Annotated in this window: 18 protein-coding genes; 13 read left to right on the top strand and 5 right to left on the bottom strand. The window is 68.3% G+C overall.

Annotated features, from left to right (window positions below; all coding sequences use genetic code 11):
• The first annotated feature begins 47 nt into the window (after nucleotides 1-47).
• Together wecB and CV1CTNOD_RS08025 are read left to right on the top strand one after the other, a co-directional pair.
• A complete protein-coding gene (gene wecB / locus CV1CTNOD_RS08020; RefSeq protein WP_242606480.1) occupies nucleotides 48-1,226 on the top strand; it encodes a non-hydrolyzing UDP-N-acetylglucosamine 2-epimerase in 1,179 nt (392 codons plus the stop codon).
• 354 nt (nucleotides 1,227-1,580) lie between these two features.
• Complete coding sequence (locus CV1CTNOD_RS08025; protein ID WP_242606481.1) at nucleotides 1,581-3,392, top strand: putative bifunctional diguanylate cyclase/phosphodiesterase; 1,812 nt, start codon at nucleotides 1,581-1,583, stop codon at nucleotides 3,390-3,392.
• Here the strand turns inward: CV1CTNOD_RS08025 and CV1CTNOD_RS08030 are convergent.
• Both CV1CTNOD_RS08030 and CV1CTNOD_RS08035 read right to left on the bottom strand, forming a co-directional pair.
• A complete protein-coding gene (locus CV1CTNOD_RS08030) occupies nucleotides 3,382-4,134 on the bottom strand; it encodes a protein tyrosine phosphatase (RefSeq protein ID WP_131785544.1) in 753 nt (250 codons plus the stop codon). The two genes, CV1CTNOD_RS08025 and CV1CTNOD_RS08030, sit on opposite strands and share 11 nt — an antisense overlap.
• A 15-nt stretch (nucleotides 4,135-4,149) precedes the next feature.
• Complete coding sequence (locus CV1CTNOD_RS08035) at nucleotides 4,150-5,241, bottom strand: MraY family glycosyltransferase (protein ID WP_242606483.1); 1,092 nt, start codon at nucleotides 5,239-5,241, stop codon at nucleotides 4,150-4,152.
• A 373-nt stretch (nucleotides 5,242-5,614) separates the two neighbouring features.
• Between CV1CTNOD_RS08035 and CV1CTNOD_RS08040 the strand changes: the two genes are divergently transcribed.
• A complete protein-coding gene (locus tag CV1CTNOD_RS08040) occupies nucleotides 5,615-6,919 on the top strand; it encodes a nucleotide sugar dehydrogenase (protein ID WP_131785521.1) in 1,305 nt (434 codons plus the stop codon).
• A 182-nt stretch (nucleotides 6,920-7,101) separates the two neighbouring features.
• Here CV1CTNOD_RS08040 and CV1CTNOD_RS08045 read toward each other — a convergent pair whose 3' ends face one another.
• On the bottom strand, nucleotides 7,102-7,911 hold the full coding sequence (locus CV1CTNOD_RS08045; protein ID WP_165485380.1) for an enoyl-CoA hydratase/isomerase family protein: 810 nt from the start codon (nucleotides 7,909-7,911) through the stop codon (nucleotides 7,102-7,104).
• Nucleotides 7,912-8,381: 470 nt separating this feature from the next.
• Nucleotides 8,382-8,930 carry a MarR family winged helix-turn-helix transcriptional regulator gene (locus CV1CTNOD_RS08055; protein WP_131785523.1) on the bottom strand — a complete coding sequence of 183 codons (549 nt, stop codon included), beginning with the start codon at nucleotides 8,928-8,930 and terminating at the stop codon, nucleotides 8,382-8,384.
• A 65-nt stretch (nucleotides 8,931-8,995) separates the two neighbouring features.
• Between CV1CTNOD_RS08055 and CV1CTNOD_RS08060 the strand changes: the two genes are divergently transcribed.
• The 3 genes from CV1CTNOD_RS08060 to CV1CTNOD_RS08070 all read left to right on the top strand — a co-directional run bounded on the left by CV1CTNOD_RS08060 (nucleotide 8,996) and on the right by CV1CTNOD_RS08070 (nucleotide 13,797).
• Entirely contained in the window at nucleotides 8,996-9,715 is a 720-nt protein-coding gene (locus CV1CTNOD_RS08060) for an SDR family NAD(P)-dependent oxidoreductase (RefSeq protein WP_131785524.1), read from the top strand.
• Nucleotides 9,716-10,072: 357 nt separating this feature from the next.
• Complete coding sequence (locus CV1CTNOD_RS25505; protein WP_131785525.1) at nucleotides 10,073-11,662, top strand: HNH endonuclease signature motif containing protein; 1,590 nt, start codon at nucleotides 10,073-10,075, stop codon at nucleotides 11,660-11,662.
• 746 nt (nucleotides 11,663-12,408) lie between these two features.
• Complete coding sequence (locus tag CV1CTNOD_RS08070; protein WP_131785526.1) at nucleotides 12,409-13,797, top strand: glycosyltransferase; 1,389 nt, start codon at nucleotides 12,409-12,411, stop codon at nucleotides 13,795-13,797.
• Here CV1CTNOD_RS08070 and CV1CTNOD_RS28165 read toward each other — a convergent pair.
• The gene (locus CV1CTNOD_RS28165) at nucleotides 13,730-14,272 is read right to left on the bottom strand and encodes an NUDIX domain-containing protein (protein ID WP_431607089.1); all 543 of its coding nucleotides are present in this window, start codon (nucleotides 14,270-14,272) and stop codon (nucleotides 13,730-13,732) included. The genes CV1CTNOD_RS08070 and CV1CTNOD_RS28165 overlap by 68 nt on opposite strands.
• Before the next feature lie 1,735 nt (nucleotides 14,273-16,007).
• Here CV1CTNOD_RS28165 and gap point away from each other — a divergent pair.
• The 7 genes from gap (at nucleotide 16,008) to CV1CTNOD_RS08110 (ending at nucleotide 24,071) form a co-directional block, all read left to right on the top strand.
• Nucleotides 16,008-17,015, top strand: a complete 1,008-nt coding sequence (gene gap / locus CV1CTNOD_RS08080) for a type I glyceraldehyde-3-phosphate dehydrogenase (protein WP_131785528.1) — start codon at nucleotides 16,008-16,010, stop codon at nucleotides 17,013-17,015.
• 93 nt (nucleotides 17,016-17,108) lie between these two features.
• Nucleotides 17,109-18,311 carry a phosphoglycerate kinase gene (locus tag CV1CTNOD_RS08085; protein ID WP_131785529.1) on the top strand — a complete coding sequence of 401 codons (1,203 nt, stop codon included), beginning with the start codon at nucleotides 17,109-17,111 and terminating at the stop codon, nucleotides 18,309-18,311.
• Nucleotides 18,311-19,126: a triose-phosphate isomerase gene (gene tpiA, locus CV1CTNOD_RS08090; RefSeq protein WP_131785530.1), complete on the top strand. Its 816-nt coding sequence runs from the start codon at nucleotides 18,311-18,313 to the stop codon at nucleotides 19,124-19,126. Before CV1CTNOD_RS08085 ends, tpiA begins: the two co-directional genes overlap by 1 nt.
• Before the next feature lie 168 nt (nucleotides 19,127-19,294).
• Nucleotides 19,295-21,121, top strand: a complete 1,827-nt coding sequence (locus tag CV1CTNOD_RS08095) for an ABC transporter substrate-binding protein (RefSeq protein ID WP_242606485.1) — start codon at nucleotides 19,295-19,297, stop codon at nucleotides 21,119-21,121.
• A gap of 317 nt (nucleotides 21,122-21,438) precedes the next feature.
• The gene (gene secG, locus CV1CTNOD_RS08100; protein ID WP_131785532.1) at nucleotides 21,439-21,669 is read left to right on the top strand and encodes a preprotein translocase subunit SecG; all 231 of its coding nucleotides are present in this window, start codon (nucleotides 21,439-21,441) and stop codon (nucleotides 21,667-21,669) included.
• Complete coding sequence (locus CV1CTNOD_RS08105; RefSeq protein ID WP_242606486.1) at nucleotides 21,666-23,438, top strand: ABC transporter substrate-binding protein; 1,773 nt, start codon at nucleotides 21,666-21,668, stop codon at nucleotides 23,436-23,438. Before secG ends, CV1CTNOD_RS08105 begins: the two co-directional genes overlap by 4 nt.
• A gap of 297 nt (nucleotides 23,439-23,735) precedes the next feature.
• Nucleotides 23,736-24,071 carry an RNA polymerase-binding protein RbpA gene (locus CV1CTNOD_RS08110; RefSeq protein ID WP_131766216.1) on the top strand — a complete coding sequence of 112 codons (336 nt, stop codon included), beginning with the start codon at nucleotides 23,736-23,738 and terminating at the stop codon, nucleotides 24,069-24,071.
• The last annotated feature ends 183 nt before the right edge of the window (nucleotides 24,072-24,254 follow it).

The following is a 24,254-nucleotide window of genomic DNA, read 5'->3' on the forward strand; positions in this document are numbered from 1 at the left end:
ACGGCCGCTCGACGGTCGGTTTGACGCTCTAAGTAGGGAGTTCCGTCGTGCATGTACTCTTCGTCGCCGGTGCTCGGCCCAACTTCATGAAGGTCGCGCCGGTACTGGCCGCAACCGTGGGTCGTGGTGCCGTCACCACGCTCGTGCACACCGGTCAGCACTACGACGCCGCGATGAGCGGGGTGTTCTTCGACGAGCTCGGCCTGCGGGCCCCCGACCACTTCCTCGACGTCGGCTCGGGCAGCCATGCCGGCCAGACCGCCGGGGTCATGACGGCCTTCGAGCCGCTGCTCGCCCTCGTCCGCCCGGACGTCGTCGTGGTGGTCGGCGACGTCAACTCCACACTTGCCTGCGCGCTGGTCGCGGCCAAGTCCGGCATCCCACTCGCCCATGTCGAGGCCGGGCTGCGCAGCCGGGACTGGTCCATGCCCGAGGAAGTCAATCGTGTCGTGGCCGACCGGATCTCCGATCTTCTGTTCGCCACCTCGCCGGACGCCGCCGGCAACCTCCGCCGGGAGGGCTACCGGCCCGACCAGATACATCTCGTCGGCAACGTCATGGTCGACACCCTGCTGGCGAACATCGAACGGGCGCGGGCCCGCCCGACACTGTCCCGGCTCGGTCTGCGCGCGGGCGAGTACGGGCTGGTCACCCTGCATCGCCCGGCCAACGTCGACGACCCGGGTGTCCTTGCGGGGCTGCTCGGCGCGCTCGGGACCGTGGCCGAGCGGTGCCCCCTGGTGTTCCCCCTGCATCCCCGGACCCGCGCCCGAGTCGAGGGCCGGTTGCCGGCGGGTGTGACCACGCTCCCGCCCGCCGGCTATCTCGACTTCCTCGCCCTGCAGGTCGGCGCGCGTGTCGTCCTGACGGACTCGGGCGGGGTCCAGGAGGAGACGACTGTCCTGGGGGTGCCGTGCCTGACGTTGCGCGACACAACCGAACGAGGAATTACTGTCGCTGAGGGTACTAATCAGGTCATCGGCACCGATCCCGAGCGGATCGTGGCAGCGGCAGCTGACGTACTCGCCTGCCCACCACGGCCGCGGCGGCCCGCGCTGTGGGACGGACACGCTGGTGAACGGATCGCCGAGATACTGCTCGCCGGCGATTACGGGTGTCGCGGCCGGCGGCCGACCGACATCCTCGCCGAGCCCGTCGAAAGTATTTCTGATGTTGGTCTGCGGAATTCCTCCCCGCTGCCGCGGATGACAGATCCGCTGGTGTAAGCCTCCGCTGGTCTAAGCATCCGATGCTGTAAGCGTCCACCGATGTAAGTAACGCAAGTGGTGTAAGCGGACCGTGTTCCGGACGGACCACGTTGTGAGCTCTCAAGCAGACCACGCTGTGGGCGCTGGCGGCTCCCTGCGCCTAATATCGCGTGGATGGCCGGGAATTGCCTGGTCGCAGGCTGAGAAGTCCCTGCTCCTGAAAGCGGAGTTCATCCATACCGGGCGAGTCCGACGCGTTACTCTCGGACCGCTTACCAAGAGCACCCAAGTCCGGATTTCAGGGGAATCAATGCCTGCAGACATCAGCGGCCGCACCGGCCGGGATCCCGTTACCAGACCATCAGCGCAATGGTGACGTTGTTCGCGCCCGAGCGTCGGGCCCGACACCGGAGCCCGGACGGATACGCGCTGCGGGATCGCCTGTCCCACCGGTCGGTTCGCCCGGTCGCGGACCCGATCGGTCGCCTGATCGGTCGCCCGACCGACCGGACGACCGGACGCGCCACACCGATGCTTCCGGTTTGCCCGTGGGCTGTCGCGGCCACGCTGGTCGTCTGGACGGCAGCCTCGACGGCATTGGCGGTTTGGACGACCTTGCACGGGGGGTTCGGTCGGTGGCTCACCGGCCTGGCGTGTCTGCTGATCCTGATTGTGATCGCGGCGACCATGCTGTTGCTGTGCCGGCTACGGGGAAAACGCGTCGGCGACGAGTTCGCGGACACCGACGAGCTGACGGGCCTTGCCAACCGTCACGGATTTCTCGGTCAGGCCGCGCGGTTGCTCGGGGAACACTCCGACGGCCGCCCGGCGCGACGCCAGGGTCAGGGACGGGGCCGAGGCCAGGGAGAGCCGGAGCGCTCCGGCCATGTCGCCGGCGCGTTGATGCTGATCGACATCGACCGTTTCAGCGAGATCAACAGCAGTCTCGGTCACGAGCAGGGCGATCGTCTGCTGGTCAAGGTGGGTCAGCGGGTCCGCGCGAGCGGACGCTCCGGCGACATCGTCGCAAGGATCGGCGGGGACGAGTTCGCGGTACTGCTGCGCAGCGCGGGCACCGAGCGAGTGCAAGCCGAGGCGGTCAGCGTCCGTGACGCCCTCCGGGAACCGGTCATGCTGGCCGGCATGCCGGTGCCGGTCGAGGCGAGCATCGGCATCGCGATCGCTCCCGATCACGGTCGGGACGTGTTCGAACTCCTGCGCAACGCCACCTCTGCCCTGGGGGAGGCGAAGAAGTCACTCGCCGGCCACCGCGTGTATGACACGAGCTGCGGCCGGATCAGCCCGGCCCGGCTACGGCTGCGCGCCGAGCTGCGCACGTGCCTGCAGAGCGGGCAGATCGAACCGCACTACCAGCCCAAGGCTAACCTGCGCACAGGACGTATCACCGGGATGGAGGCGTTGGTGCGCTGGCGGCATCCGGTCGAGGGAATCCGCCCGCCCGACACCTTCCTCCCCGACATGCAGGCCGCCGGTCTGATGCCCAAGCTGACCGGACAGGTCCTCACGACCGCGCTCGCGGACTGCGCGCGCTGGCACGCGGCCGGGGCGAAGCTGTCGGTGTCGGTGAACGTGCCCGCACCCGTGATCGTCGACCCCGACTTCGTCCACGGTGTTCATGACGCGCTCGGCGGGGCGGGCGTCCCCCCGTCCGCGCTCTGTGTGGAGATCACTGAGGATTCCCTGATGACGCAGCGGGAAAGCGCGCAGCACACCCTCGCCCGGCTGCGTGCGCTCGGCGTGCGGGTCAGCCTCGACGACTACGGCAGTGGCTACTGCTCCCTGGCCTACCTGCGGGATCTTCCCGCGGACGAGATCAAGCTCGACCGGGCCTTTCTGCGGGACATCGAGCGCAACCCTGCGGCCGGGGAGATCGTCCGATCGACGGTCGCTCTGGCGCACACCCTGCACCTGCGGATGGTCGCTGAGGGTGTCGAGACGGACAGGTCATGGGCGCTGCTGGCGGGCTGGGGATGTGACGAGGCACAGGGCTACTTCGTCTCGCCTCCCATGGTCGGTGAGCAGGTTCTTCCCTGGCTGCGGCAGTGGGCCCGGCGTACCCGTCCGTCCCGGCCGGTGCCGGTGCCGGCACCGCTGTCGCAGCCACCGCTGTCGCAGCCACCGCTGTCGCAGCCACCGTCGTCGCTGTCGTCGTCTAGCCGGTAATGTTCACGGCACGAGCCAGCAGCTCCAGCGGCTGGGCCAACGCGTCGCTGATCTGTTCGGCGCACAGCCGGAACGCCTCGACCGGCGATCCGATCGGGTCGGGGATGTCGGCATCGGCGGGGTCTGCGGGTGGATGAAGACCGCGGCGTGCCAGTGCACGGGCGACAAGAGCCTCGCAGCACATCCGGACTCTGTCCCGGGAGACCGGAACCCCGCTCGCGGGGGTGCCGTTCACGAGGGCTTCGTCCGGGTGGCTGTTGCTCAGGTGGGCGTTGCTCGGGCGGGCCTCGTCCAGGCGGGCGCTGTCCGGACTGATGTCAACGGGCTTGATTCCGGCGGTCACCCGGGCGAATTCTCGCAGTGTGAAGGTGCGGCTGACGACTTTTGGTGCGGCCGTCACGACGGTTGCGCGGTGTTCGCGCTCCGCGCACAGCACCAGGTCGGCGCTGCCGATCAGCCTGGCGTCCAGGCGGCGTGTTGCGAAACCCCGTGGGTCAAGACCGCGACCGGCCAGTACGGATGCGGCGTGGGGATGCATGGGTGTGCCGTCACGTGCGCGGGTTCCGGCGCTGGTAACGATCATTCCGGATGTGGCGGTGCCCAGACCGGCCTGTAACAACGCGGCGGCTAGGTACTGGGCCATCGGTGATCGACACAGATTCCCCGTACACACGATCAGTATGTGCCACGGTGGGGCAGCGCCGCCGACCGCATGTTCATGGGGTGTGTGGGTGGGTGCCATCACCGTGCAGGGCCCTCACACCGCGGGGGTGTTGTGCAGCGGTTCGTTTCGTCCGCCAACCTTCGCGGCCCGGTGCCGGCCGGGTGCGGTCGCACCGGCCCGGGGCTGTTGCTGCCCGCGGGCGACGTGCCGGGGGAGGAGGAGATAACCCCGGACGAGCAGGATGGCGACGATGTCGGCCGCCACCCGTACCGCCACGTCGGCACTGTAGATCACCAGTCCGAGGCTGGTGGTTGCCACGGTGACCGAGGAGACCACGAGCGTTGCGCGGGTATGCGACCATCCTGCGACCGTGAGTAGCTGGTATACGTGGCCGCGGTGCGGCGCATACCAGACCTGGCCGGACCTTACCCGCCGCAGCAGCGTACAGGAGGTGTCCGCGAGGTAGACCAGCAACGGGGCGACAACGGCGTCGGGTCGCACACCGTGCCCGACGGCCAGCAGCGCCAGGACGGCGATCAGCGCGCCAAGGGCGTAGCTGCCTACGTCACCGAGAAATATCCTTGCTCGCGGGAAGTTGTAGGGGCCGAAGCCGAGTGCGACCCCGGCTGCCATGGCTCCGCCGTAGGTGAGGAAGTCAAGGCCGCTACGGTGCCCGATGATGGCGAAGGCCACGCCGGTCAGCAGAGTCTGGGCTGACGAGATGCCGTTGATGCCGTCCATGAAGTTGAAGGCATTGGTGAAGCCGGCGATCCACACCAGCGCCGCGCAGGCGGCCAGGGGGATGGTGGCGACCGGCAGATCAGGCTGTGCGACGACGACCCAGGCGGCAATCGTCACGGCTGCCGCCACCATCTGCAGGCCGAGTCGACGAAGGGCGGCCACGCCATGGGTGTCCTCGGCGAGGCCGAGCAGACCGAACAACGACGCCGCCACAACCACGGTGAACAGGTCGGCGGGGGCGTCCACGTCCGGGTTGACGATGGGTACCAGCATTCCCGCGAACAGGCCGAGGGCGATGGCCACCCCGCCACCCCGGTAGGTGGGTACCAAGTGTGACGATCGCTCGGTCACGGTGTCCACGACGGCGAGACGCCGCATCACTGCGATCACGACCGGTGTCGTGATCGCAGTGATCAGAAGTGCGATGGCTGCCGAAAGCACCACGTCGTCCGCCGCCTCTTGGTGGTCCGGGGCCTGGGCCTCCGGCGGCGCGGAAGGAGCATGGCCGCGCTGCCTTCGGCTGTCTGGGGCCGGCTCTTGTCGAAGATCGAGAGAGTTACATTCGGTAGCAGAAACACTACTACTAGTGTGGGTCGGTGTTCGTCGTGTCGCGTCCGACATTGCTGTTGGGGTCGTGATGGCTCCGGCGCTGTGACGGCTGCCGGTGTCGTGGGGCTGCCCGTGGCCTTGTGGTGCCGTTCGCGCTGGTTGGTTGTCTGTTGGCTGTCAGGTGTTGTCTGTTCATGGTCTTGAGCTTGTGGCGCGACACGTAGCATGCTTCCGCTTTGGTGTTGGTTCAGTATGTCACGCTCTGCTTATGAATATTTACGGAAAGCTCGTCGTGGTCGGCCAGGGCTATGTGGGTCTGCCCCTGGCGATGCGGGCCGTCGAAGTCGGCTGGTCCGTGGTCGGGATCGAGGTGGACGAGGGACGGGTCAAACGGCTTACCAGCGGCGAGTCCTACGTGGAGGACATCCCGGACACGGTCGTCGCCGCCGCGATCAGTAGCGGCCGTTACCAGGCGTCATCGAGCTACCAGGACGCGTTCGGATTCGACGTTGCGGTGGTGACCGTCCCGACCCCGCTGCGTGAAGGCATCCCGGATCTTTCCTACATCGAGAGCTCCGGGCGCAGCCTCGGGCCGCGGCTGCGGCCAGGGGCGACGGTGATACTGGAGTCCACGACCTATCCCGGCACCACCGACGAGCTGTTCGGGCCGCTGCTGGAGGAGACCTCAGGGCTCGTGGCCGGGGACTCGTTCTTCCTCGGCTACTCGCCCGAGCGGATAGATCCCGGCAACCAGAGCTGGAACCTGGTCAACACCCCGAAGGTGGTCTCCGGCATCGACGAGCAGTCCCTGCAAGCCGTGCGGGCCTTCTACGGCTCGATCGTCGAGACGACTGTGCCGGTGGCCTCGGTCCGCACCGCGGAGCTGACCAAGCTGCTGGAGAACACCTTCCGCCATGTCAACATCGCTCTGGTGAACGAGCTGGCGATGTTCGCCCATGAGCTCGGTGTTGACGTGTGGGAGGCGATCGAAGCGGCATCCACCAAGCCGTTCGGCTTCCTGCGGTTCACCCCCGGCCCCGGGGTCGGCGGGCACTGCCTGCCCATCGACCCCTCCTACCTGTCGTGGCGGGTACGGCGCAGCCTCGGGCGCAGCTTCCGTTTCGTCGAACTCGCCAACGACGTCAACGACCACATGCCCGACCATGTCGTGCGCCGGGTCCTGGAGATACTCAACCGCAGGCGCAGCGCGGTGAACGGCAGCCGCATCCTGCTGCTGGGGCTGGCCTACAAGAAGAACACCGGTGACGCCCGGGAGTCCTCGGCGGTGCGGGTCGCCGCTCTGCTCGCCGGGCTCGGCGCGGACGTACGGGCCGCGGACCCTCATGTCGACGAGTCATGCCTGCCACCGGGGGTTGCCCTGGTCGAGGCGGACGCGGAGGAGATCGCCGCCGCCGATCTCGTGATCGTCCTTGTCGATCACGATGCGTTCTCCCGGGAGCTGGTGGAACGCACCGCTCGCGCCGTGCTCGACACCCGCTGCTGGTTGCCGACACAGAGGTCGGGACGCCACGACGCGGCGTGCGCCTTTCATGCCGAGGTCGAACTGCTCTGAACCGACCGTGATGGACAGGTACGGCGGCCGTGCGGCGGCGGCCAGGCTGCGGGTGGGGTGGCCGGGAGCGGCCTGGTGGGCGGCCCCCGGTGGGTGGCGCGTGCGGGCGTAATGGTCACATGATGGATGCGGACCGGGCTGAACCTGATCCGGGAAGCTGAATCTGATCGAGGAAACAGTGCCTACCGTGCCCGGGAGCGCCGAGCGCTGATGAAGGCCGCGACCAGTGTCCGTGACTGTGGGTCCGCCGCCGACTCCGCGATCGCGGTCGCCTCCAGGTCGAGGTGCTCCTCGAACGAGTGCTGCTCCGCTTCCGCGAGCAGCTTCTTCGTCCGGGCCAGCGCGCCCGGTGGAACAGCTGTCAGCTGCTGCACGACCGCCCCGACCGCGTCGTCGAGCCGGCTGTCCTCGACGACCTGGGTGACAAGCCCCCAGCCGAGTGCCTCGGCGGCTGAAAGGGAGCGCTTGGTCAGTGCGAACTCGGCTGCGCGACGGGGACCGACGACGCGGGGGAGCAGCCAGCTTGCGCCGCCGTCAGGGGAGAGCCCGACCGCGGAGTAGGCGAGAGTGAACGAGGCGCTCTGGCCGGCGACCAGGATGTCACCGGCCAGAGCGAGGCCGATGCCTATGCCCGCCACGGCGCCGCGTACCGCCACGACGACCGGTGCCGGCAGCCCCGCGAAGATCCGCAACGCGCTGTGAACAGTGTTCGCCAGTTTGGCAACGTGGATCCCGACGTCGTCACCGGCGGCGGCGAACGTGCGCAGATCCCCGCCCACGCAGAAGTTCGGCCCCTCCGACTGGACGACCACGACAGTGCACGTTCCCTTGGCGACAAGCTCCCGCACCTGCTCCGCGGAGTTGACAAGGGCGGTGGCCAGTTCGAGGTCGACGGCGTTGCCCGCACCATGATCGATTACCAGATGCGCGACGTGCTCGGTAGTCGTCACATGGACGGGGCCGTGAGCGGGAGCCGGTTCCGCAGCAGTCATCGTCGATCTCCCGGTGGGTGACAAGGGCCTGTGCATGAGCGATCTGAGTGTGAGCCTGGATGCACCATATGGTGGACGCCCGCGGGACGGTACTGGTGCGCCCAGGAGAGTACTGGTGTGCCCGCAACGGCCGCAGGCGGCCTTGCGGGCGCACCAGCATCCATGAGCAGGATGTCGAGTAACAGGATCCGCCGGTACCGGCATGCCATCACATGGACGTCAACACGAACCCGGGAGCCTCGACGTCAGCGAGCCAAAGGCGGCGCGATCATGCTTTGCTCACGCTCGGGCTTCCTGTCGGATCCGGGCTTCCGGAAGCCGATCTGGGAGGTCCGGCAGGCCCCGGCCTGTGGGCCGCTGTCCGGGTGGACTGGCGGTTTCGAGGATCCGGACGCACGTGGCGCACGTGGCGCACGTGGCGCACGTGGCGCACGTGGCGCACGTGGCGCACGTGGCGCACGTGGCGCACGCTACGGCAGCAAAGCTGGCGCCGTGCGTCGTTCGACATCGATGATCAATTTCTCCAGCAGCCCGATGAGTGTAGAGCGTTCGGGCTCCGACAGGCAGGTGACGAGCGTGGCCTCACGGCCGAGGACCATGTCGACGGACCGTTCGACGAGCGCGTGGCCTTCGGCCGTCAACGACACCAGGACGCTCCGACGGCCGGTTGCTCCTGATGATCTCCGGACGAGTCCGTGCCGTTCGGCCCGTCCGACGCGCTGTGAGATCGCACCGGCGGTCACGAGCGTCCGCTGTGCGATGTCGCGGGTGCTGAGGGTATAGGGCGGCCCGGAGCGGCGGATGACCGCCAGCAGGTCGAGGGTGGCCGCGTCGATCCCCGCTGCGCGCAGAACCCGGCCACGGTCGTCCGCGAAGAGCTTCGCCAACCGCCGGATGGGCGTCACGATCTCGATCGACTCGGTCGGGGTGCCCGGCCGTTCCCGCTGCCAGGCTGCCGCGATCTCCGCGGCGGGATAGGAGGGTGTGGGACCTCCTGCAGCGGCTACGGCGTCACTCATGGTGTGATCCTCTGTTGGCGTCGGCTATGTTTAGGCCTAAACACACTAGATGGGTAGGAGGATTCTTGACCCGCACCGTGCTCGTCACCGGAAGCACCAGCGGCATCGGCCGGGCCATCGCCGCGAGGTTCGCCGCCGACGAGGCCGAGGTCTTCGTCACCGGCCGCCACGCCGACACCGTCGAGCGAACCGCCAAGGAACTGGGCGTACACGGTGTTGTCTGCGATGCGACCGATCCCGGGCAGGTCGCGGCGCTGGGTACCCGACTCGGTGAGGCGCTCGACGTCCTCGTCAACGCAGCGGGTGGTCTGGCCGAGGCGCCGTCCGGCGACGGGTCGTGTCTGGAGACGCTGGTCGCCGGGTGGCAGGCTGCCCTGGCCCAGAATCTGCTCAGCGCGGTCCTGACCACCGCCGCGATCCGGGACAGGCTCACCCCCGGTGGCTCGGTGATCAGCATCGGTTCAATCGGGGCGGAACGCCGCGGTGGATCCTACGGCGCGGCCAAGGCTGCCCTGGCCGCGTGGAACGCCTCGCTGTCCGCCGAGCTCGGCGCCCATGGCATCACCAGCAACGTCATCTCCGCCGGCTACATCGCCGGCACCAACTTCTTCCGCGGCCGGATGACCGACGAACGCCATCACTCGCTCATCCAGGAGACGCACGACAAGCGACCGGGGACGCCGGAGGACATCGCGGAGACGGCGTACTTCCTCGCCGGTCCGGGCGCCCGGCACATCACCGGTCAGACCATCCACGTCAACGGCGGTGCCTTCACCACCCGGTAGCGGGCCCGCGGGCTTGGAAGAGCCGTCTTGAAATGATGATCTTTGCGGGTTCTTTCGCGTTGTACGAAGGCAGGGCCATCCCATCCTGGGCGGGGTCGAACGGTCATAGCGACGTCCCTTATTTGGTTTCGGATACCTGGATCAGAGGCATCCGGATCGGACGTATGCGCGGTGGTTGTGGGGAATTACTTGGCGGGTCGCCCTTCGCGGGCTGCGTCGTCATCGTGTGCACGGCGGCCGGGGGAATTGCTCTGCAGATACCGGTTGCCCTCGACCCGGAGCGCGCATGTGTGAGGGTGGGGAGAATGGTCGTCGTCGACGGTGGAAATATCCGGATAAGCGACTAGAATCGTACACATGTTCGAACCCGAGGTGGGCGTCTCCGACCCGGCCGCCGGCACCCGCCCATCCGCGCGGCCCGTCGGCAGCACCCCCGTGCCCGCCACCAGCGCTGGCACCGCCGAGGGCGGTGCCGGTGGTGCCAGCACCGCGGCTGCTCCGACTGCTGCCGGTGTGGCGGCTGTTCCGGCCGCTGCCGCTGTGGCAGGTGTTCCGGCCGCTGCCGCTGCCGCTGCCGGTGTGGGGGCTTGCGGTGTGTCTGCCGGCTTGCTTCCGCTTGGGGAGCGCGATGCGGACGGTTGTCTGACGGTGATGGCCGCGGTCCGCCGGCACATCGCCGGGTGGGAGGCGCTGATGATCCGTGCGCAGGCCCGGTTCGCTGCGCTCCGGCACCCCCTACCAGCTGCGGACGGTCCGACCCCGGACGGGTGTCCGGGGTCGGACCGTCCGGTCGGGGCGGGTTTCGCCGCCGAGGAGATCGCCGCCGAGCTGCACCTGTCCCCGGCCGCCGCCGCCGTTCAGCTGGAGCTGGCCGTGACCGCGGTCAGCCGCCTACCCGCCACCCTGGCGGCCCTGGACACCGGTGATATCGACCTGGGCCGTCTGCGGGCGACGGTCGAGGCCACCGCCGCGCTCTCCGACGAGCAGGCCGCCGCCGTGGAGGCGAAGGTGCTCGCCCGCGGCGGGCGGGCCAGCCACAGCCTGTTCCGGCAGGCGTTGCGCCGCGCCGTGCTCGCCGCTGACCCCGACGGCGCCCGCCGCCGGCAGGTGCAGGCCCGCCGGGACCGGCAAGTGCGGGTGCGACCGGTCGAGGACGGGATGGCCGAACTGTGGGCGCTGCTGCCCGCCGCCGACGCCCAGGCCGCCTACCAGCGCCTCGACACCCTCGCCCGCCGCGCCGCATCGTCGGAGGATTCCCGGGTCGTGGACGTGGGCCGGCGGTTTCCCGCCCCGGGGCTGGCCAGGCTGGTCCATGCCCGGGATCGGACGTGTCGGTTTCCGGGCTGTCGGAAACCCGCCCGGTTCTGTGACCTGGACCATGTCCGGCCCTACACCGCCGGCGGGCAGACGACGGAAGGGAACCTGCTCACGGTCTGCCGGCGGCACCATCGGGCCAAACATGAGGGCGGATGGGGAGTGACACGAGCCGCGGACGGGGTGACGGCCTGGACCGGCCCGACCGGCCGGGTGTACCGGAGCGTGCCCGAATTCTGGGAGAACCTCGACCATCCCCCACCCACAACCGTATCCGCACCCACCGCATCCGTATCCGCATCCACTGCCGCCGCATCCGCATCTGCCGTATCGGTGTCGGCTGCCGTCGTGGTGGTGCCCGGGGCCGGGGCCGGGTCCGGATCAGCCGGCAGGTTGCACCCAGTCTGCAGGGCCTACAGCGGCGCGGTTCTCGCGCTGCTGGAAGCCGGGTCCCCGGGCCGCCGCGAGGAAGCATCGATGATCATCTTTCTGTCGGCAACGGGACCGGGAAAACCAGCAGCGGGACCGGGAGCGGGGACGGACGGCCCGGGGGGCGGGGCCGGCAGCCACGCTCCAGACTCGGGCGGTACCGGGATGGGTACCGTCCCGGACCTCGGCCCGCCACCCTTCTGAGACGGGCGGTTGCGGCGGCTATCTGACTCGCTGTCGGTGCGTGACGTCGCCGAATTGCTCGGTATTTCCCATCAGCGGGTCGCGCAGGTGCGGTCGGATCTTGCCTGCGGTACCGGTGGGCAGGCGTCGGCCAGCGGGTGAACGGGATGATCCCGCGGTACGGACCGTACCCAAGAGCCAACCTTCATCTGTCATCTGTCTGGCGACTGAGCGGTAGGGCGGCTTCGGAGAGTCAGAGCGTTGCTACATTCTTGGGATCCCGTTGATATGTGCTCCATTGAAGCCCATTCTTGGCCGTGACCAAAGGTAGTATGTCGACTCCTGTAGGTTAAGTTTCCTGTGGACATGAATGTGGGTGTGCGTGCCGCCGGTCCGCTCCGAGGCTAGGGACCCGAGGTGGGAGACCCCGAAGGGGACCGCTTGGCCGAAGGGCGCGCGATCGCGGTTGTTTCGCGTGTTTCGCGCACCCGGAGGCCAGCGGGAGAGCAGGGAGGCGGCATGCGGGTCGTCGTCACGACGGATGCACGGTTGCAGTGGCTACCGGACAGCAGCATCGGAGCTGGCGGTCCTACCAGAGTGGGCGGTCCTACCGAGGTGGCTGGGGCGGACATGGGACGGGAGGCAGCAGTGGGCAAGGCGGATGGTCCGACCGAGGTGGCCGGGGCAGACAGATCCCCGACGGTCACTGTCCGTGTGGTCTGGTCCGCCGTAGGCGGGTCTGTCGCGGGTGAGGCGGTGCGGCAGCCATGACGACCGGTCTGTCCTCTGTGGACCCCCTTGTCAACCTGCCCGCGGCGAGCCGGGTCGGTGATCCCGGACGGCCGGAAATCGGGACTGAACACCTCGGGCGGTCCAGGTCCTCCGGCAGGCAGCCGCAGACGGTGATGCACCTTGTCCGGGAGATGAACCGGGGTGGTGCAGAGCTGCGCACCGTCGAATTGATGCGCCGGCTCGATCCGAACGAGTTCCGGCTGGTGTTCTGCTCGCTCAGCGGCCGGCGGGGCGCCCTCGACGACGAGATCCGTTCCCTCGGCGGCGAGGTGTACTACTGCCGGCTCGGCCCGGCCTTCCCGCTCGCCTTCTACCTGCTGCTTCGCCGCCTGCGTCCGCAGGTCGTCCATGCGTACGCGTCGAATTCCACCGGGCTCGTGTTCGGTATCGCCCGGATGGCCGGTGTGCCGCGCCGTGTCGCGCATTTCCGCAACAGCGCCGACTGGCCTGGTGACAGTGCCGGACAGCTTGGTAACGCTTCCAGCTGGTTCGGTGATGGCGCCGACTGGTCTGGTGGCAGAAACAGTCAATTTTATAGCAGAAACGGGCAGTTTGGTGACAGTGTCAACCGGCGTGGGCAGAGCATCGGTGGGCTTCTGCGGCGCACGGTGGGACGGGCGGCGCTCGACGCGAACGCGACCGATCTCCTGGCCGTGTGCGAGGCGGTCATGCGCGAGCTGTGGCGCCCGGAGTGGCGGGCCGACCCGCGTTGCCGGGTGATCTACAACGGGCTGGAGGTCGAGCCGTTCGGCGTCGCCATCGCGGCCCGGCGGCGTGCGCTGGAGAGCGCTCCCGAGGGGGCTGACACCCCGGTCGTCATGGTCCACATCGGACGGCCGGAGGCGAACAAGAACCGGGTCCGCGCGATAGATGTGCTCGTTGCGTTGTGCGCGCGGGGGGTGGACGCGCGTCTGCAGATCATCGGAGGCCAGGACACGGCGGAGACCGCGGAACTGCTCGCCAGGGCGTCCGCGGGTGGTGTGCGTGATCGTGTTGAGATGCTCGGCGAGCGCGACGACGTCCCCCGGCTGCTGGTCGCCGCGTCGCTGCTACTGCTCACCTCGTACTACGAGGGCCTGCCGAGCGTCGTGCTCGAGGCATGTGCGGTTGCCACTCCGGTGCTGGCCACGGATCTGCCCGGGGTCGGGGAGATCGCCCGGCTGCTGCCGGGGATCACGTTGTTGCCGTTGTCCGCCACGGACGAGATATGGGCTGACACCGCTCGGGCGCTGACCGCTGTTCCGCCGCTGCTCGATGATCGGCGAGCGGCGTTGCGGCACTTCGTCCGCTCGCCGTTCACGATCGAGAACTGGCAGCGGGAGCTGACGGCGGTCTGGTCGAGGCCGCCTGGAAAACACCGGTAGGCAGGAGGGTCGTCGTGGTTCGACGGGCCGTCCAGCCGCCATGCGAAAAGAACTCGCCTCTTGCCCAGCGGTTGACAACGTCCTGATCGGGCCAGGCGAACCGTTCGGGCAAGGCGCCCAGAGGATGCCACGCCAGCCTGCGCGACCGGCGGGGGGCACCAGGGGTGACAGGGCCATGTGTGCGCGTGACATGGAAGAACAAACCCAGTTGTTCCTTCTCGTCCACCCAGTGATGTGCCACGTGTTCCAGCCAGACATCCTCGGCTGTGGTCACCAACGCCGCCTGTTCGCACGCTATGCGGACCGCGGCGTCGCTCGCGGCCTGCCCCTCGAGGTTTCCGGACGGCAACCGCCACTGTGCCGGCGACGTCTCGTCACCGGTGGTGAGAAGAATTCTGTCATCGGAGCACAACAACAGATGAACCCGCACCGGCAGCGTCGACCGGCTCATTTCGTGGTGCGTCGTCTGGTGCATCGTCACGGCCGTATCCCGTTCTTCCGGACACCACCGGGCCTCGCCCTTCCGCAGTGGTGTCGGTAGTGGCAGCTGGCGCACTGTAAAGGTGCGGCGGCACAAGTCGTCACGACCGGGGGCTGTCGCCGTAACTCGTGCCGCCGCACCCGCGGGACGGTACCGGCGGTCCCCACCCCGGTGGGGTGAGTGGGGACGGAGGCGGGGATCGCCGGTACCAGTTTGACCTCGGTGGCCGGGGCACGGTCAGCCGGCCACCGAGGAGCTTATGGTCCCCCCGGAAGTCCCCGGCGACGCGAAAAAGGGGCAGTATCGCGCGCCACCGGAAACCAACTTGGAGTGTGAAGAACAACCAACATCCAGCGTCTTTCCGCCTCTTTGGAAGGTCGGTCGGTTGCTGAACTGTTTCGGAGCTTAGGGCGCGTCCGGCGCCCGCGTCCACTCCCAATTATCCGGTATCCGTCCCCGTCGAACTCCGGCCGGCGGCCGATCGGTATCCCGGCGTATTAGTTCGACGGACCGACGGGCGCCCGGTGAGCGGCTCTGCTCGAATCCCGACGGTATCCGAACTCCCGGCCGGCGCGAACGTCCGGCCGTATTGCGCTCCGGCCCCGACACCGTGCATATCATTCCGGCCCGGTCATAAGAGACCTCGTGGTGAATCGTCGGCTTTCCCTATTACGCGGCGAAATCCGGCCGGGACGGTATTCGCCGGGCAGGACTTCCGTCCCCAGCGGAATACCGGACCCGATTTTCGCAACCAGAGAACGATGGCCACCTAATAGTGGCCCAACGAACAGTGGGTTCGTGTTGCGGTCGGGCTGTCCGCTACTCGGGTATGCATGACGTCGCTGCCCGGTATGCGAGGTGTCACTACTCGGGTACGCATAACGTCGCTGCCCGGTATGCACGGCGCCGCTCAAGATCTGCGCGTTCCCGGGGGTGGTGTGCTTCCAGGGAGCCCGGCCGGCGGGACGACAGTGGCGGCGGGACGACAGTGGCGGTGTGGCGGCGTGGCGGCGGCCGGTGGTGGCGGGTGGACGCGGTGGGCGCTTGCCGCAGGAGGGATCGCTTGCCGCAGGAGCGGGTATTGCGGTGTGGCGTCCGCCACGGAAGGGGTATTGCTGTGCGGTGAGTATCCGTGTGACGGGTGTTACAACTGCGAGCGTCGTCGAGGATTGTTGGTGTTGCCGGGGATTACGGCCGTCCGCGCGGATCCAGGGCGGCGGGTTACGCCGCGGTAGGCCCTCCGGCCGGATCAGCGATCGGATGGTTACGCCGCGGATGTGCCGGGCCCAGCCGGGTGGACCGATGTCAGCGGGCGTGGTCGATGCGGGTGGCCGGTGCGGGTAAGCCGGTACGGATGGCCGATACGGTGCGGATATGGTTGTCTGCGTTGCGTTGCGTTGCATGTCATGCCGTCCGCGCGTCGTCGGTGCGCCGACGGTTGCGCCTGGTCGTCCGCGGGTTCGCCCTCGCGCGGATCGCGGACGATTATTGGAGATTAACGAAAACAGTCACGCAGCGTAGAAGGCGATCTCGACGGCGCGGAACTGCGACCGTCGTCCGCCCGATAGGGTCAAATCATCCCGCAGTCTACCAGAATTGGAAAAAGAGTCGAGTGGGTAGTTCTGGACACGCTGGGCGTTGATCTGTGAGGATGCCGGCCGGTGACGCCCAAAGTCGTTTAGGCTTACTGCGACAACGGAATGCATCGACGATAGAGGAGTTCTCTGACGTGGTTACGCGAGTAGGTGTCAACGGCTTCGGCCGTATCGGCCGCAACTTCTGGCGGGCGCTTCAGGCTAGTAAGCGTAACGACATAGAGATCGTTGCAGTGAACGACCTTACCGACAACAAGACACTTGCGCATCTACTCAAGTACGATACGACGTTGGGCACGTTGTCGGAGCCGGTGAGTCTCGGTGACGGTGGGATCAAAGTCGGTGACGGCTTCATCAAGGTGGTCTCCGAGCGCGACCCGGCAGCCCTGCCCTGGGGAGACCTCGGGGTCGAGGTGGTTGTCGAGTCCACCGGCCGGTTCACCAAGGCCGAGGACGCTCGCAAGCACATCCAGGCGGGCGCGAAGAAAGTGATCATTTCCGCTCCGGCCAAGGGCGAAGACCTCACCGTCGTCATCGGCGTGAACGACGACGTGTACGACCCGGCGCAGCACACGATCCTGTCGAACGCCTCCTGCACGACCAACTGCGTGGCGCCGCTGGCCAAGGTCCTCGATGACGCCTTCGGTATCGAGCGCGGCCTGATGACGACCGTGCACGCCTACACCAACGACCAGGTCATCCTCGACTTCCCGCACTCGGACCTGCGCCGTGCCCGCGCCGCCGCACAGAACATCATCCCGACGACGACCGGTGCGGCCAAGGCGACGTCCCTGGTACTGCCGCAGCTCAAGGGCAAACTGGACGGACTGGCGATGCGCGTTCCCGTCCTCGACGGGTCGGTGACCGACTTGGTCGCCACGCTCAAGCGTGAGGTCACGATCGAGGAGGTCAACGCCGCGTACCGGGCCGCCGCCGAGGGCGCGCTCAAGGGCATCCTCGTCTACACCGAGGACCCGATCGTCTCCTCCGACATCGTGGGGACGGCTGCGTCCTGCACGTTCGACTCGCTGCTCACCATGGCCAGCGGCAACCAGGTGAAGGTCATCGGCTGGTACGACAACGAGTGGGGTTATTCCAACCGTCTGGTGGACCTCACCGCCCTTGTCGGCGGGCGGCTGTAGAACCTCGCCTGTAGGACCTTTGATGGCCTCCGGCGACGCGAAGAACATCATGATCGCGTTGCCTTTGGCCGGTTAGGACTTCGGAGTAACGGCGTGACGACCATTGACGATCTACAGGTTGGCGGGCGGCGGGTTGTCGTCCGCAGCGACCTGAACGTTCCGCTGGACCGTTCCGGCGACACACCCCGGATCATCGACGACGGACGGGTACGCGCAAGCGTGCCCACCGTCCGGGCGTTGCTGGACCGGGGCGCCCGGGTGGTCGTCTGTTCCCATCTGGGACGACCCAAGGGTGCACCCGACCCGGCGTACTCACTCGCCCCGGTCGCCGGGAGGCTCGCGCAGCTGCTCGGGCGGCCGGTCGCGTTCGCCGGTGACGGTACCGGCGACGTCGCCGGGGCGCAGGCTCAGAAAATCGTCGCCGGGCTGGGCGACGGTGAGGTTGCGCTCCTGGACAACCTCCGGTTCCATCCGGGGGAGACCAGCAAGGACGCGGCCGTGCGGGCCGCGTTCGCCGACCAGCTCGCCGGGCTGGCCGAGTACTACGTCGGTGACGCCTTCGGTGCCGTCCACCGTGCGCACGCCAGCGTCGTGGACGTGCCCGAGCGGCTGCCGCACGCGGCCGGGCAGCTCGTGCTCAGGGAGCTGGAGGTGCTGCGGACCCTCGCGGGTTCCGCGGCCCGTCCCTACGTCGTCGTTCTCGGCGGGTCGAAGGTCAGCGACAAGCTCGGGGTGATCCGGGCGCTGCTGCCCAAGGTCGACGCTCTGCTGGTGGGCGGCGGGATGTGCTTCACCTTCCTGGCCGCCCAGGGGCACGGTGTCGGCGGGTCGCTGCTGGAAGCAAGCATGATCAACACCTGTAAGGACCTGCTCGGTGAGGGTGGTGATCGGATCGTGCTGCCCACCGACGTGGTGGTGGCCGACGAGGTTTCCGCCGACGCGCCCACCGCTGTGGTGGCGGCCGATGCCATCCCCGACGGCCGGAAGGGCCTCGACATAGGGCCTGCGTCGGTGGCCCTGTTCGCCGACAGACTGCGCGGCGCCCGCACCGTTTTTTGGAACGGCCCGATGGGTGTGTTCGAGCTCCCGCCGTTCGCGGCCGGCACCCGCGGGGTGGCCGAGACGATCGCCGGACTTGACGGTCTGACCGTCGTCGGCGGTGGTGACTCGGCCGCGGCCGTGCGCACCCTCGGCATCGCCGAGGAGGCGTTCACCCACATCTCCACCGGTGGCGGTGCCAGCCTCGAATACCTGGAGGGCAAAGTCCTGCCCGGCCTCGCCGCCCTGGAGGCATGATGGCCAACGACAAGAACGACAAGAAGAAGTCTCGGGGTACGGGCCGGCGCACCCTGGTCGCGGGCAACTGGAAGATGAACCTCAACCATCTTGAGGCGATCGCGCTGGTCCAGAAGATCGCCTTCGACCTCAAGCCGGTCGAACTCGACAACGCCGAGGTCGTCGTCCTGCCCCCGTTCACCGACCTGCGCAGCGTCCAGACCCTTGTCGACGGGGACAAGCTCGCGATCGGTTACGGCGCTCAGGACCTCTCCCCGCACAGCTCCGGGGCTCACACCGGTGACATCAGTGGCTCGATGCTCGCCCGGCTGGGATGCGGCTATGTGGTGGTCGGCCATTCCGAGCGGCGTGCGGACCATCACGAGGACGACGCCCTCGTGGCGGCCAAGGCACGGGCCGCCTACGCCCACGGGATCACCCCGATCCTGTGCGTGGGCGAGCCCGAGCCGGTGCGGGTGGCGGGCAACCACGTCACCTATGTCCTGGACCAGCTTGACGGCTCGCTCGACGGGATCACCGCGGAGCAGGCCCGCACGCTGGTCGTCGCCTACGAGCCGGTGTGGGCGATCGGTACCGGGCGGACCGCCTCCGCCCAGGACGCCCAGGACATGTGCGCCGCGATCCGTAACCGGCTTGCCGAGCACTTCGGTGCGGCGGCCGCCGCGGTCATCCGCGTCCTCTACGGCGGTTCGGTGAAGGGGTCCAGCGCGCCGGAGCTGTTCACACAGCCCGACGTCGACGGCGGACTCGTCGGTGGAGCGAGCCTGGACGCGGCGGAGTTCGCGGTGATCGTCCGTAGTGCCCCGCCGAGCTGACGGGATCACAGGATCACGGGCCGTGCCGGCAGGCGTGGCCCGTGATCCCGGCGATGATTCTCCGGGCCGCCGACGGTATGAAGATCATTTTTGTACCGCCTTCAACCGTTGATTCTCCGGGTCGTCGGCGGTGCGAAGAACATCCGCCGGACGCGGCCTGCTCGGAGTGTGCTTGGGTGGCTGGCGGTGGTGGGGTGCGGCCCCGCCGGGAAGGGGCTCACCCAAGTGGTCGGCAGGACCATGCCACGCTGTTGCCCGATCATCCGGGTCGGAACCGTCACAGCCGTCCTCGGACTCCTCCTCGCGGCCTGCACAGGTGGGGGAGGAGGGCAGCAGACCCCATCCGACCCGTCGGGTCCGCCCGCGGCGATCGGTAACCGTGTCATCGCCGTCTCGCCACGGGACGGCGGGACGCTGCGGGTGCTGGCCACCACCGACTGCGATTCCTGGGATCCCCAGCGCACCTCGTCCACCCGTTGCTGGAACCAACAGCGGTGGATCTCCCGGCAGCTGGTGACCTACGCCCCCAGCCCCGGCGTCGTCAAGCTGGCCGGTGACCTCGCCACCGATGTCCCGTCCTCGAAGGACCTGCGTACCTGGACGTACACGATCCGGGAGGGGCTGACCTTCGAGGACGGCGTCCCGATCACGTCCAGGGACGTCAAGTACGGGATCGAGCGGGCCTTCGCCACGGACGTGATCAGTGGCGGTTCCGGTGAGGTGGTGGAGCTCCTGCAGGACGAGAACAACCCCTACCGGGGTCCCTACAGCGATCCGACACCTGACCGCCTCGGTCTGGCCTCGGTGACGACGCCGGACGACCGGACCATCACGTTCCGGCTGAACCGGCCGTTCGCGGACTGGAACCTCGTCATGGCCTCCCCGGTCTCCACGCCCGTGCCCCGGGCGCACGACACCGGCACCGGGTACGGAGCCCGGCCGGTGGCCTCCGGACCGTACAAGATTGAGAACTACCGTCCGGGCGAGTCCCTCACCCTTGTGCGTAACCCGCAGTGGAATCCGCGGACCGACCCGAACCGGCCCGCCCACCCCGACCGCATCGTGGAGCGGACGGGGCTCGCCGCGACCGACGTCGACAGCCGCATCCTGACCGACCAGGCCGACGTCTCCGCCGACCAGAGCGGGGTGGGAGCCGAAGCCGCCGCCCGGATCAGCGCGAATCCCGGCCTGCGCGCGGCCCGGACCACCAGTGAAGCGACCGGCGGGCTGCGCTACCTGGCCGTGCTCACCAAGGTCACACCGTTGGACAACGTCGCCTGCCGTAACGCCGTGGTCTGGGCACTGGACAAGAAGGCGCAACAGACCGCGCGCGGTGGTCCCCTCCTCGGGGGCGACATCGCATCCACGATGCTCACCCCACCGGTGCGGTTCTTCTCCTGGTTCGATCTCTTCCCGAGTCCCGGCAGCACCGGGAACATCGCCAGGGCCAGGGCGGAACTGAACACCTGCGGTCAACCGAACGGCTTCGCGACCACGCTCGCCACACGCTCGGACCCGCTTTCCCTCGCCCAGGCCGAAGCGGTCCGCACCTCGCTTGCCCGGGTCGGTATCACGGTCACCGTCGAGAAGCTCGACGACGCCGGATACGCTGCGGCGCTGGACAGTCCGGAGCGCGTCCACAGCATGAAGTACGGTCTCGCCCTGGCCGCCGGGGCGGGTACCCGACCGACGCCGTACGCCTTCCTCGCCCCTCTCGCCGCCGGGAGCGCGATCCAGCCGCGGCACAACACCAACATCGCCGAACTGGATCTGTCCGCGGTCGACCAGCACCTGGACCAGGGCATCCGGACGGCTGACGGCGAGGATGCGGCGAGCGTCTGGACGGAGACGGACCGGGCGGTCGTGGGGTCTGCCGCCTACATCCCGCTGCTCTACGACCGGGCGCTCAACGTCTACAGCAGCCGGCTTACCAACATCCATTACTCGCCCGGGTACATGATGACGGACTTCGCCTCGCTCGGTGTCGTACCGTAGGTCGTCCCCTCAGGCCCCGGCGAGGGGCCGCAGTGCGGACGGGCATGATCTGGCGGTGGTGTGCTGTGCCGGCCGCGGGATCGCCGTGCGGTACCTTGGCACGATTGTCAGTCAGCCAGTGTCGTCAGTCAGCCGGCCAGCCGAAAGAGGAGCGATCATGGTTCGTCGCGCCGCCGGAGGCTCTTGGGTTATGGGTATGTCGAAGGAGGCGCGATGATGGTTCCTCGCGTCGGGGTTCCTGCCGTGCCGCGAAACGATGCGGCAGGGCCGGCAGGTTTACGAGATCACTGGATGACGGTGCGGGAGCGGGTCCGGAGATGACTGTTGGGCTGTCGGTTGTCCTGATCATCACGAGTGTGCTTCTGATGCTGCTCATCCTGTTGCACAGGGCCAAGGGAGGCGGGCTGTCCACACTGTTCGGCGGCGGCGTCTCGTCCTCGCTTGGGGGCTCTTCGGTGGTGGAGAAGAACCTCGACCGACTGACGATCACCATCGGGCTGATCTGGCTCACCTGCATCATCGGTCTTGGCCTCCTTCTTAAGGGGTGAGCAGCCGCGGGCACACCCGGATATCGGCCTCGCTCATCTGCCTGGTTGTTCTTGTCGCGGTCGCTGCCTGCGCTGGTGGGAGGCCGACACCCGTACCGGTGACCTCGATCACCCCCACGGTCACCACCGACCCGACGGACAAGCCAGGCGGCACCCTGCGCCTGCTCACCACGGCGATGCCCAGTGGCGACCCAGGCTGGGCGGCGGATGCCGGTTCGCGGATGCTGCTGCGGCTGGTCTCGCGCCAGCTCTACTCCTACCGGGCCAGCCCCGACCCGGTCTTCACCACCGCACCCCAACCGGACCTGGCCGTCGGGCCGCCGGCGGTCAGCGAGGACGGGAAAGTCCACACCGTCACTCTGCGTCCGTCCGCACGGTGGGACACCCCCGGGGTCAGGCGGGTCACCGCGACCGACGTCGCTCGCGGCATCAAGCGGTTGTGCACACCGCCGAACCCCTCACCCATGCGCGGTTACTTCTCCGCGACGGTGACGGGTTTCGCCGCCTACTGCGACGAGCTGGCGAAGACTCCGGTCGAGGGGGTGCGTGACTTCATCGAACGTCGCAACATCGACGGTGTCCAGGTCGTCGGCGACGACTCCATCGAGTTCCACCTGCTCGCCCCGGCCGGGGACTTCACCGACGTGCTGGCCACACCGGCGGCTTCACCGGTGCCACTGGAGGCTCTCGCCTACGCTCCGAATTCGCCTGACTACTTCGAGCATCTGATTTCCGACGGGCCATACCATTTCGGGGACACGGTGAGCGGCGAAACCTTCCGGCTGTCGCGCAATCCGGCGTGGATCGCCTCGTCCGACGGCATCCGTCCGGCACTTGCCGATCATGTTACGGTGCGCACCGGCGTCGACGCGACCGCGGCCCAGACCGAGATCGACGCCGGCCGGGCCGACATGGCCCTCGACAGCACCGTCCCCGCCGCCGACGTGGCGGCGCTGGACGCCCGGGTGGACGGCAGGCTGTCCACGGACGGCCCCGGTTCCACCGTGTTGCTCACCGTTGGTCTGCACGGCCCTGCGTCCGCGGTGCTGCGCAGCAGCGCAGTCCGGCAGGCGCTGACGTACTGCGTGGATCGTGCCAGCGCAGCCGCGGCGTTGGGCGGGCCCACCGTGGCCACCACCACCGCACAGCTGCTGCAGGCTCCCATGGCCGGTTTCCAGCCGCGGGATCCGTTCCCGGCACTGGGATTGACCGGGGATCCGGCGCGCTGCCGGGAGGGGACGCTGAACGCCTCCGGTGGTCCTCTGACCACCGTGGTCCTGCTCACCACGGATTCCGCCGCGGACGCCGCTGTGGCGTCGGCACTGCGGGACGCCTTCGCCCGCGCGGGGGTGACGTTGCAGGTCAACGCGGTGGCCGTGGCGGACTACCCGCGTATCGCGGTCCCCTTGAGCGCGGTGAGCTGGGACCTCGCCCTCACCCGGGTGACGCCGCAGTGGTTCGGCAACGCCGGGCGCAGCGTGTTCCAGCCCCTGCTGGAACCGGAATGGTCCGGCCCCCGGCCGGCCGACGGCGGATACCGCAACGAGCGGATCATCCAGTTACTGCATGACGCCCTCGGGGAGCGTGACCCGGTCGTGCTCCCCACCCGGTGGGGTGACCTGGAGCGGGAGCTGCTCACCGATGCCGCTATCATTCCACTGGCGGCTACCGTCACGCCGCGTTTTCACAGCGCCAACGTCCGCGGTTTTCTGCGGGTGCCGTCACTCGACGACGCCGATCCCACCGCCGTCTCACTGGGGATCGCCTAGCCGGTTGTGGATCAGCACTTGGCCGAAGAGCGTACGATCATGGTTTTTCGGGCGCTCGGAGACCTGTTCCTGGATCAGTCTGGATCAGACTGGTGAAAGCGATTGAGGGCGGATCCCTGGGCGCTTCGACGGCAGCGGTGACGGCGCTCGGTCACCAACGCGGATTGTGAGGGTGACCGGCGGTGGTCGGTACGACGAGATCGGCCCTTCTCGTCTTACACTCGGTCAGGCCGGCTGGCGGCTGGTGGGCCGGATCCGGAGTCAATCAGCGGGACGAGACAAAGGAGTATGCGGACCGTGGCAGGTGGTAACGCCATCAGAGGAAGTCGTGTAGGGGCGGGACCAATGGGGGAGGCCGAACGCGGTGAGACGGCCCCGCGGCAGCGGATTTCCTTCTGGTGCGCCAACAATCACGAGACCAAGCCGTCGTTCGCCGCGGACGCCGCGATTCCGGAGACCTGGGACTGTCCGAACTGCGGCTTCCCGGCGGGCCGCGACCGCGACAACGCGCCCGCTCCGACCAAGACCGAACCGTACAAGACCCACCTCGCCTACGTCCGGGAGCGGCGTAACGAAAAGGACGGGGAGGCGATCCTGGCCGAAGCGCTGGCCAAGCTGCGCGGTACCGCCTAGGTTCCTCGGGGCTTCCGAGGTTCCTTCGGCCTCCGAGCGCGCTAAGAATAATGATCGAGCGCTTTTGGTGTCCGCAAGCCTGGGCCCGGGGCCTGGGTGCCCATCCGCTTCGTGATGCACGTTCACGATGCACGGGTACCCGGCTGGCAAGGCCCGGATGGAACGTCGCTGTCCGGGCCTTGC

It is taken from the genome of Protofrankia symbiont of Coriaria ruscifolia, assembly GCF_900634745.1.
In the GTDB taxonomy this organism is placed as follows: Bacteria; Actinomycetota; Actinomycetes; order Frankiales; family Frankiaceae; genus Protofrankia; species Protofrankia californiensis.

Excerpts from the sequence above, each read along its gene's own strand:
- CV1CTNOD_RS08055 (WP_131785523.1), bottom strand. The coding sequence starts at position 8,930 with ATGAGTGACGCCGTAGCCGCTGCAGGAGGTCCCACACCCTCCTATCCC.
- CV1CTNOD_RS08070 (WP_131785526.1), top strand. The coding sequence starts at position 12,409 with ATGACGACCGGTCTGTCCTCTGTGGACCCCCTTGTCAACCTGCCCGCG.
- CV1CTNOD_RS25505 (WP_131785525.1), top strand. The coding sequence starts at position 10,073 with ATGTTCGAACCCGAGGTGGGCGTCTCCGACCCGGCCGCCGGCACCCGC.
- CV1CTNOD_RS08030 (WP_131785544.1), bottom strand. The coding sequence starts at position 4,134 with ATGGCACCCACCCACACACCCCATGAACATGCGGTCGGCGGCGCTGCC.
- tpiA (WP_131785530.1), top strand. The coding sequence starts at position 18,311 with ATGGCCAACGACAAGAACGACAAGAAGAAGTCTCGGGGTACGGGCCGG.
- CV1CTNOD_RS08040 (WP_131785521.1), top strand. The coding sequence starts at position 5,615 with ATGAATATTTACGGAAAGCTCGTCGTGGTCGGCCAGGGCTATGTGGGT.
- CV1CTNOD_RS08045 (WP_165485380.1), bottom strand. The coding sequence starts at position 7,911 with ATGACTGCTGCGGAACCGGCTCCCGCTCACGGCCCCGTCCATGTGACG.
- secG (WP_131785532.1), top strand. The coding sequence starts at position 21,439 with ATGACTGTTGGGCTGTCGGTTGTCCTGATCATCACGAGTGTGCTTCTG.
- CV1CTNOD_RS28165 (WP_431607089.1), bottom strand. The coding sequence starts at position 14,272 with ATGCACCAGACGACGCACCACGAAATGAGCCGGTCGACGCTGCCGGTG.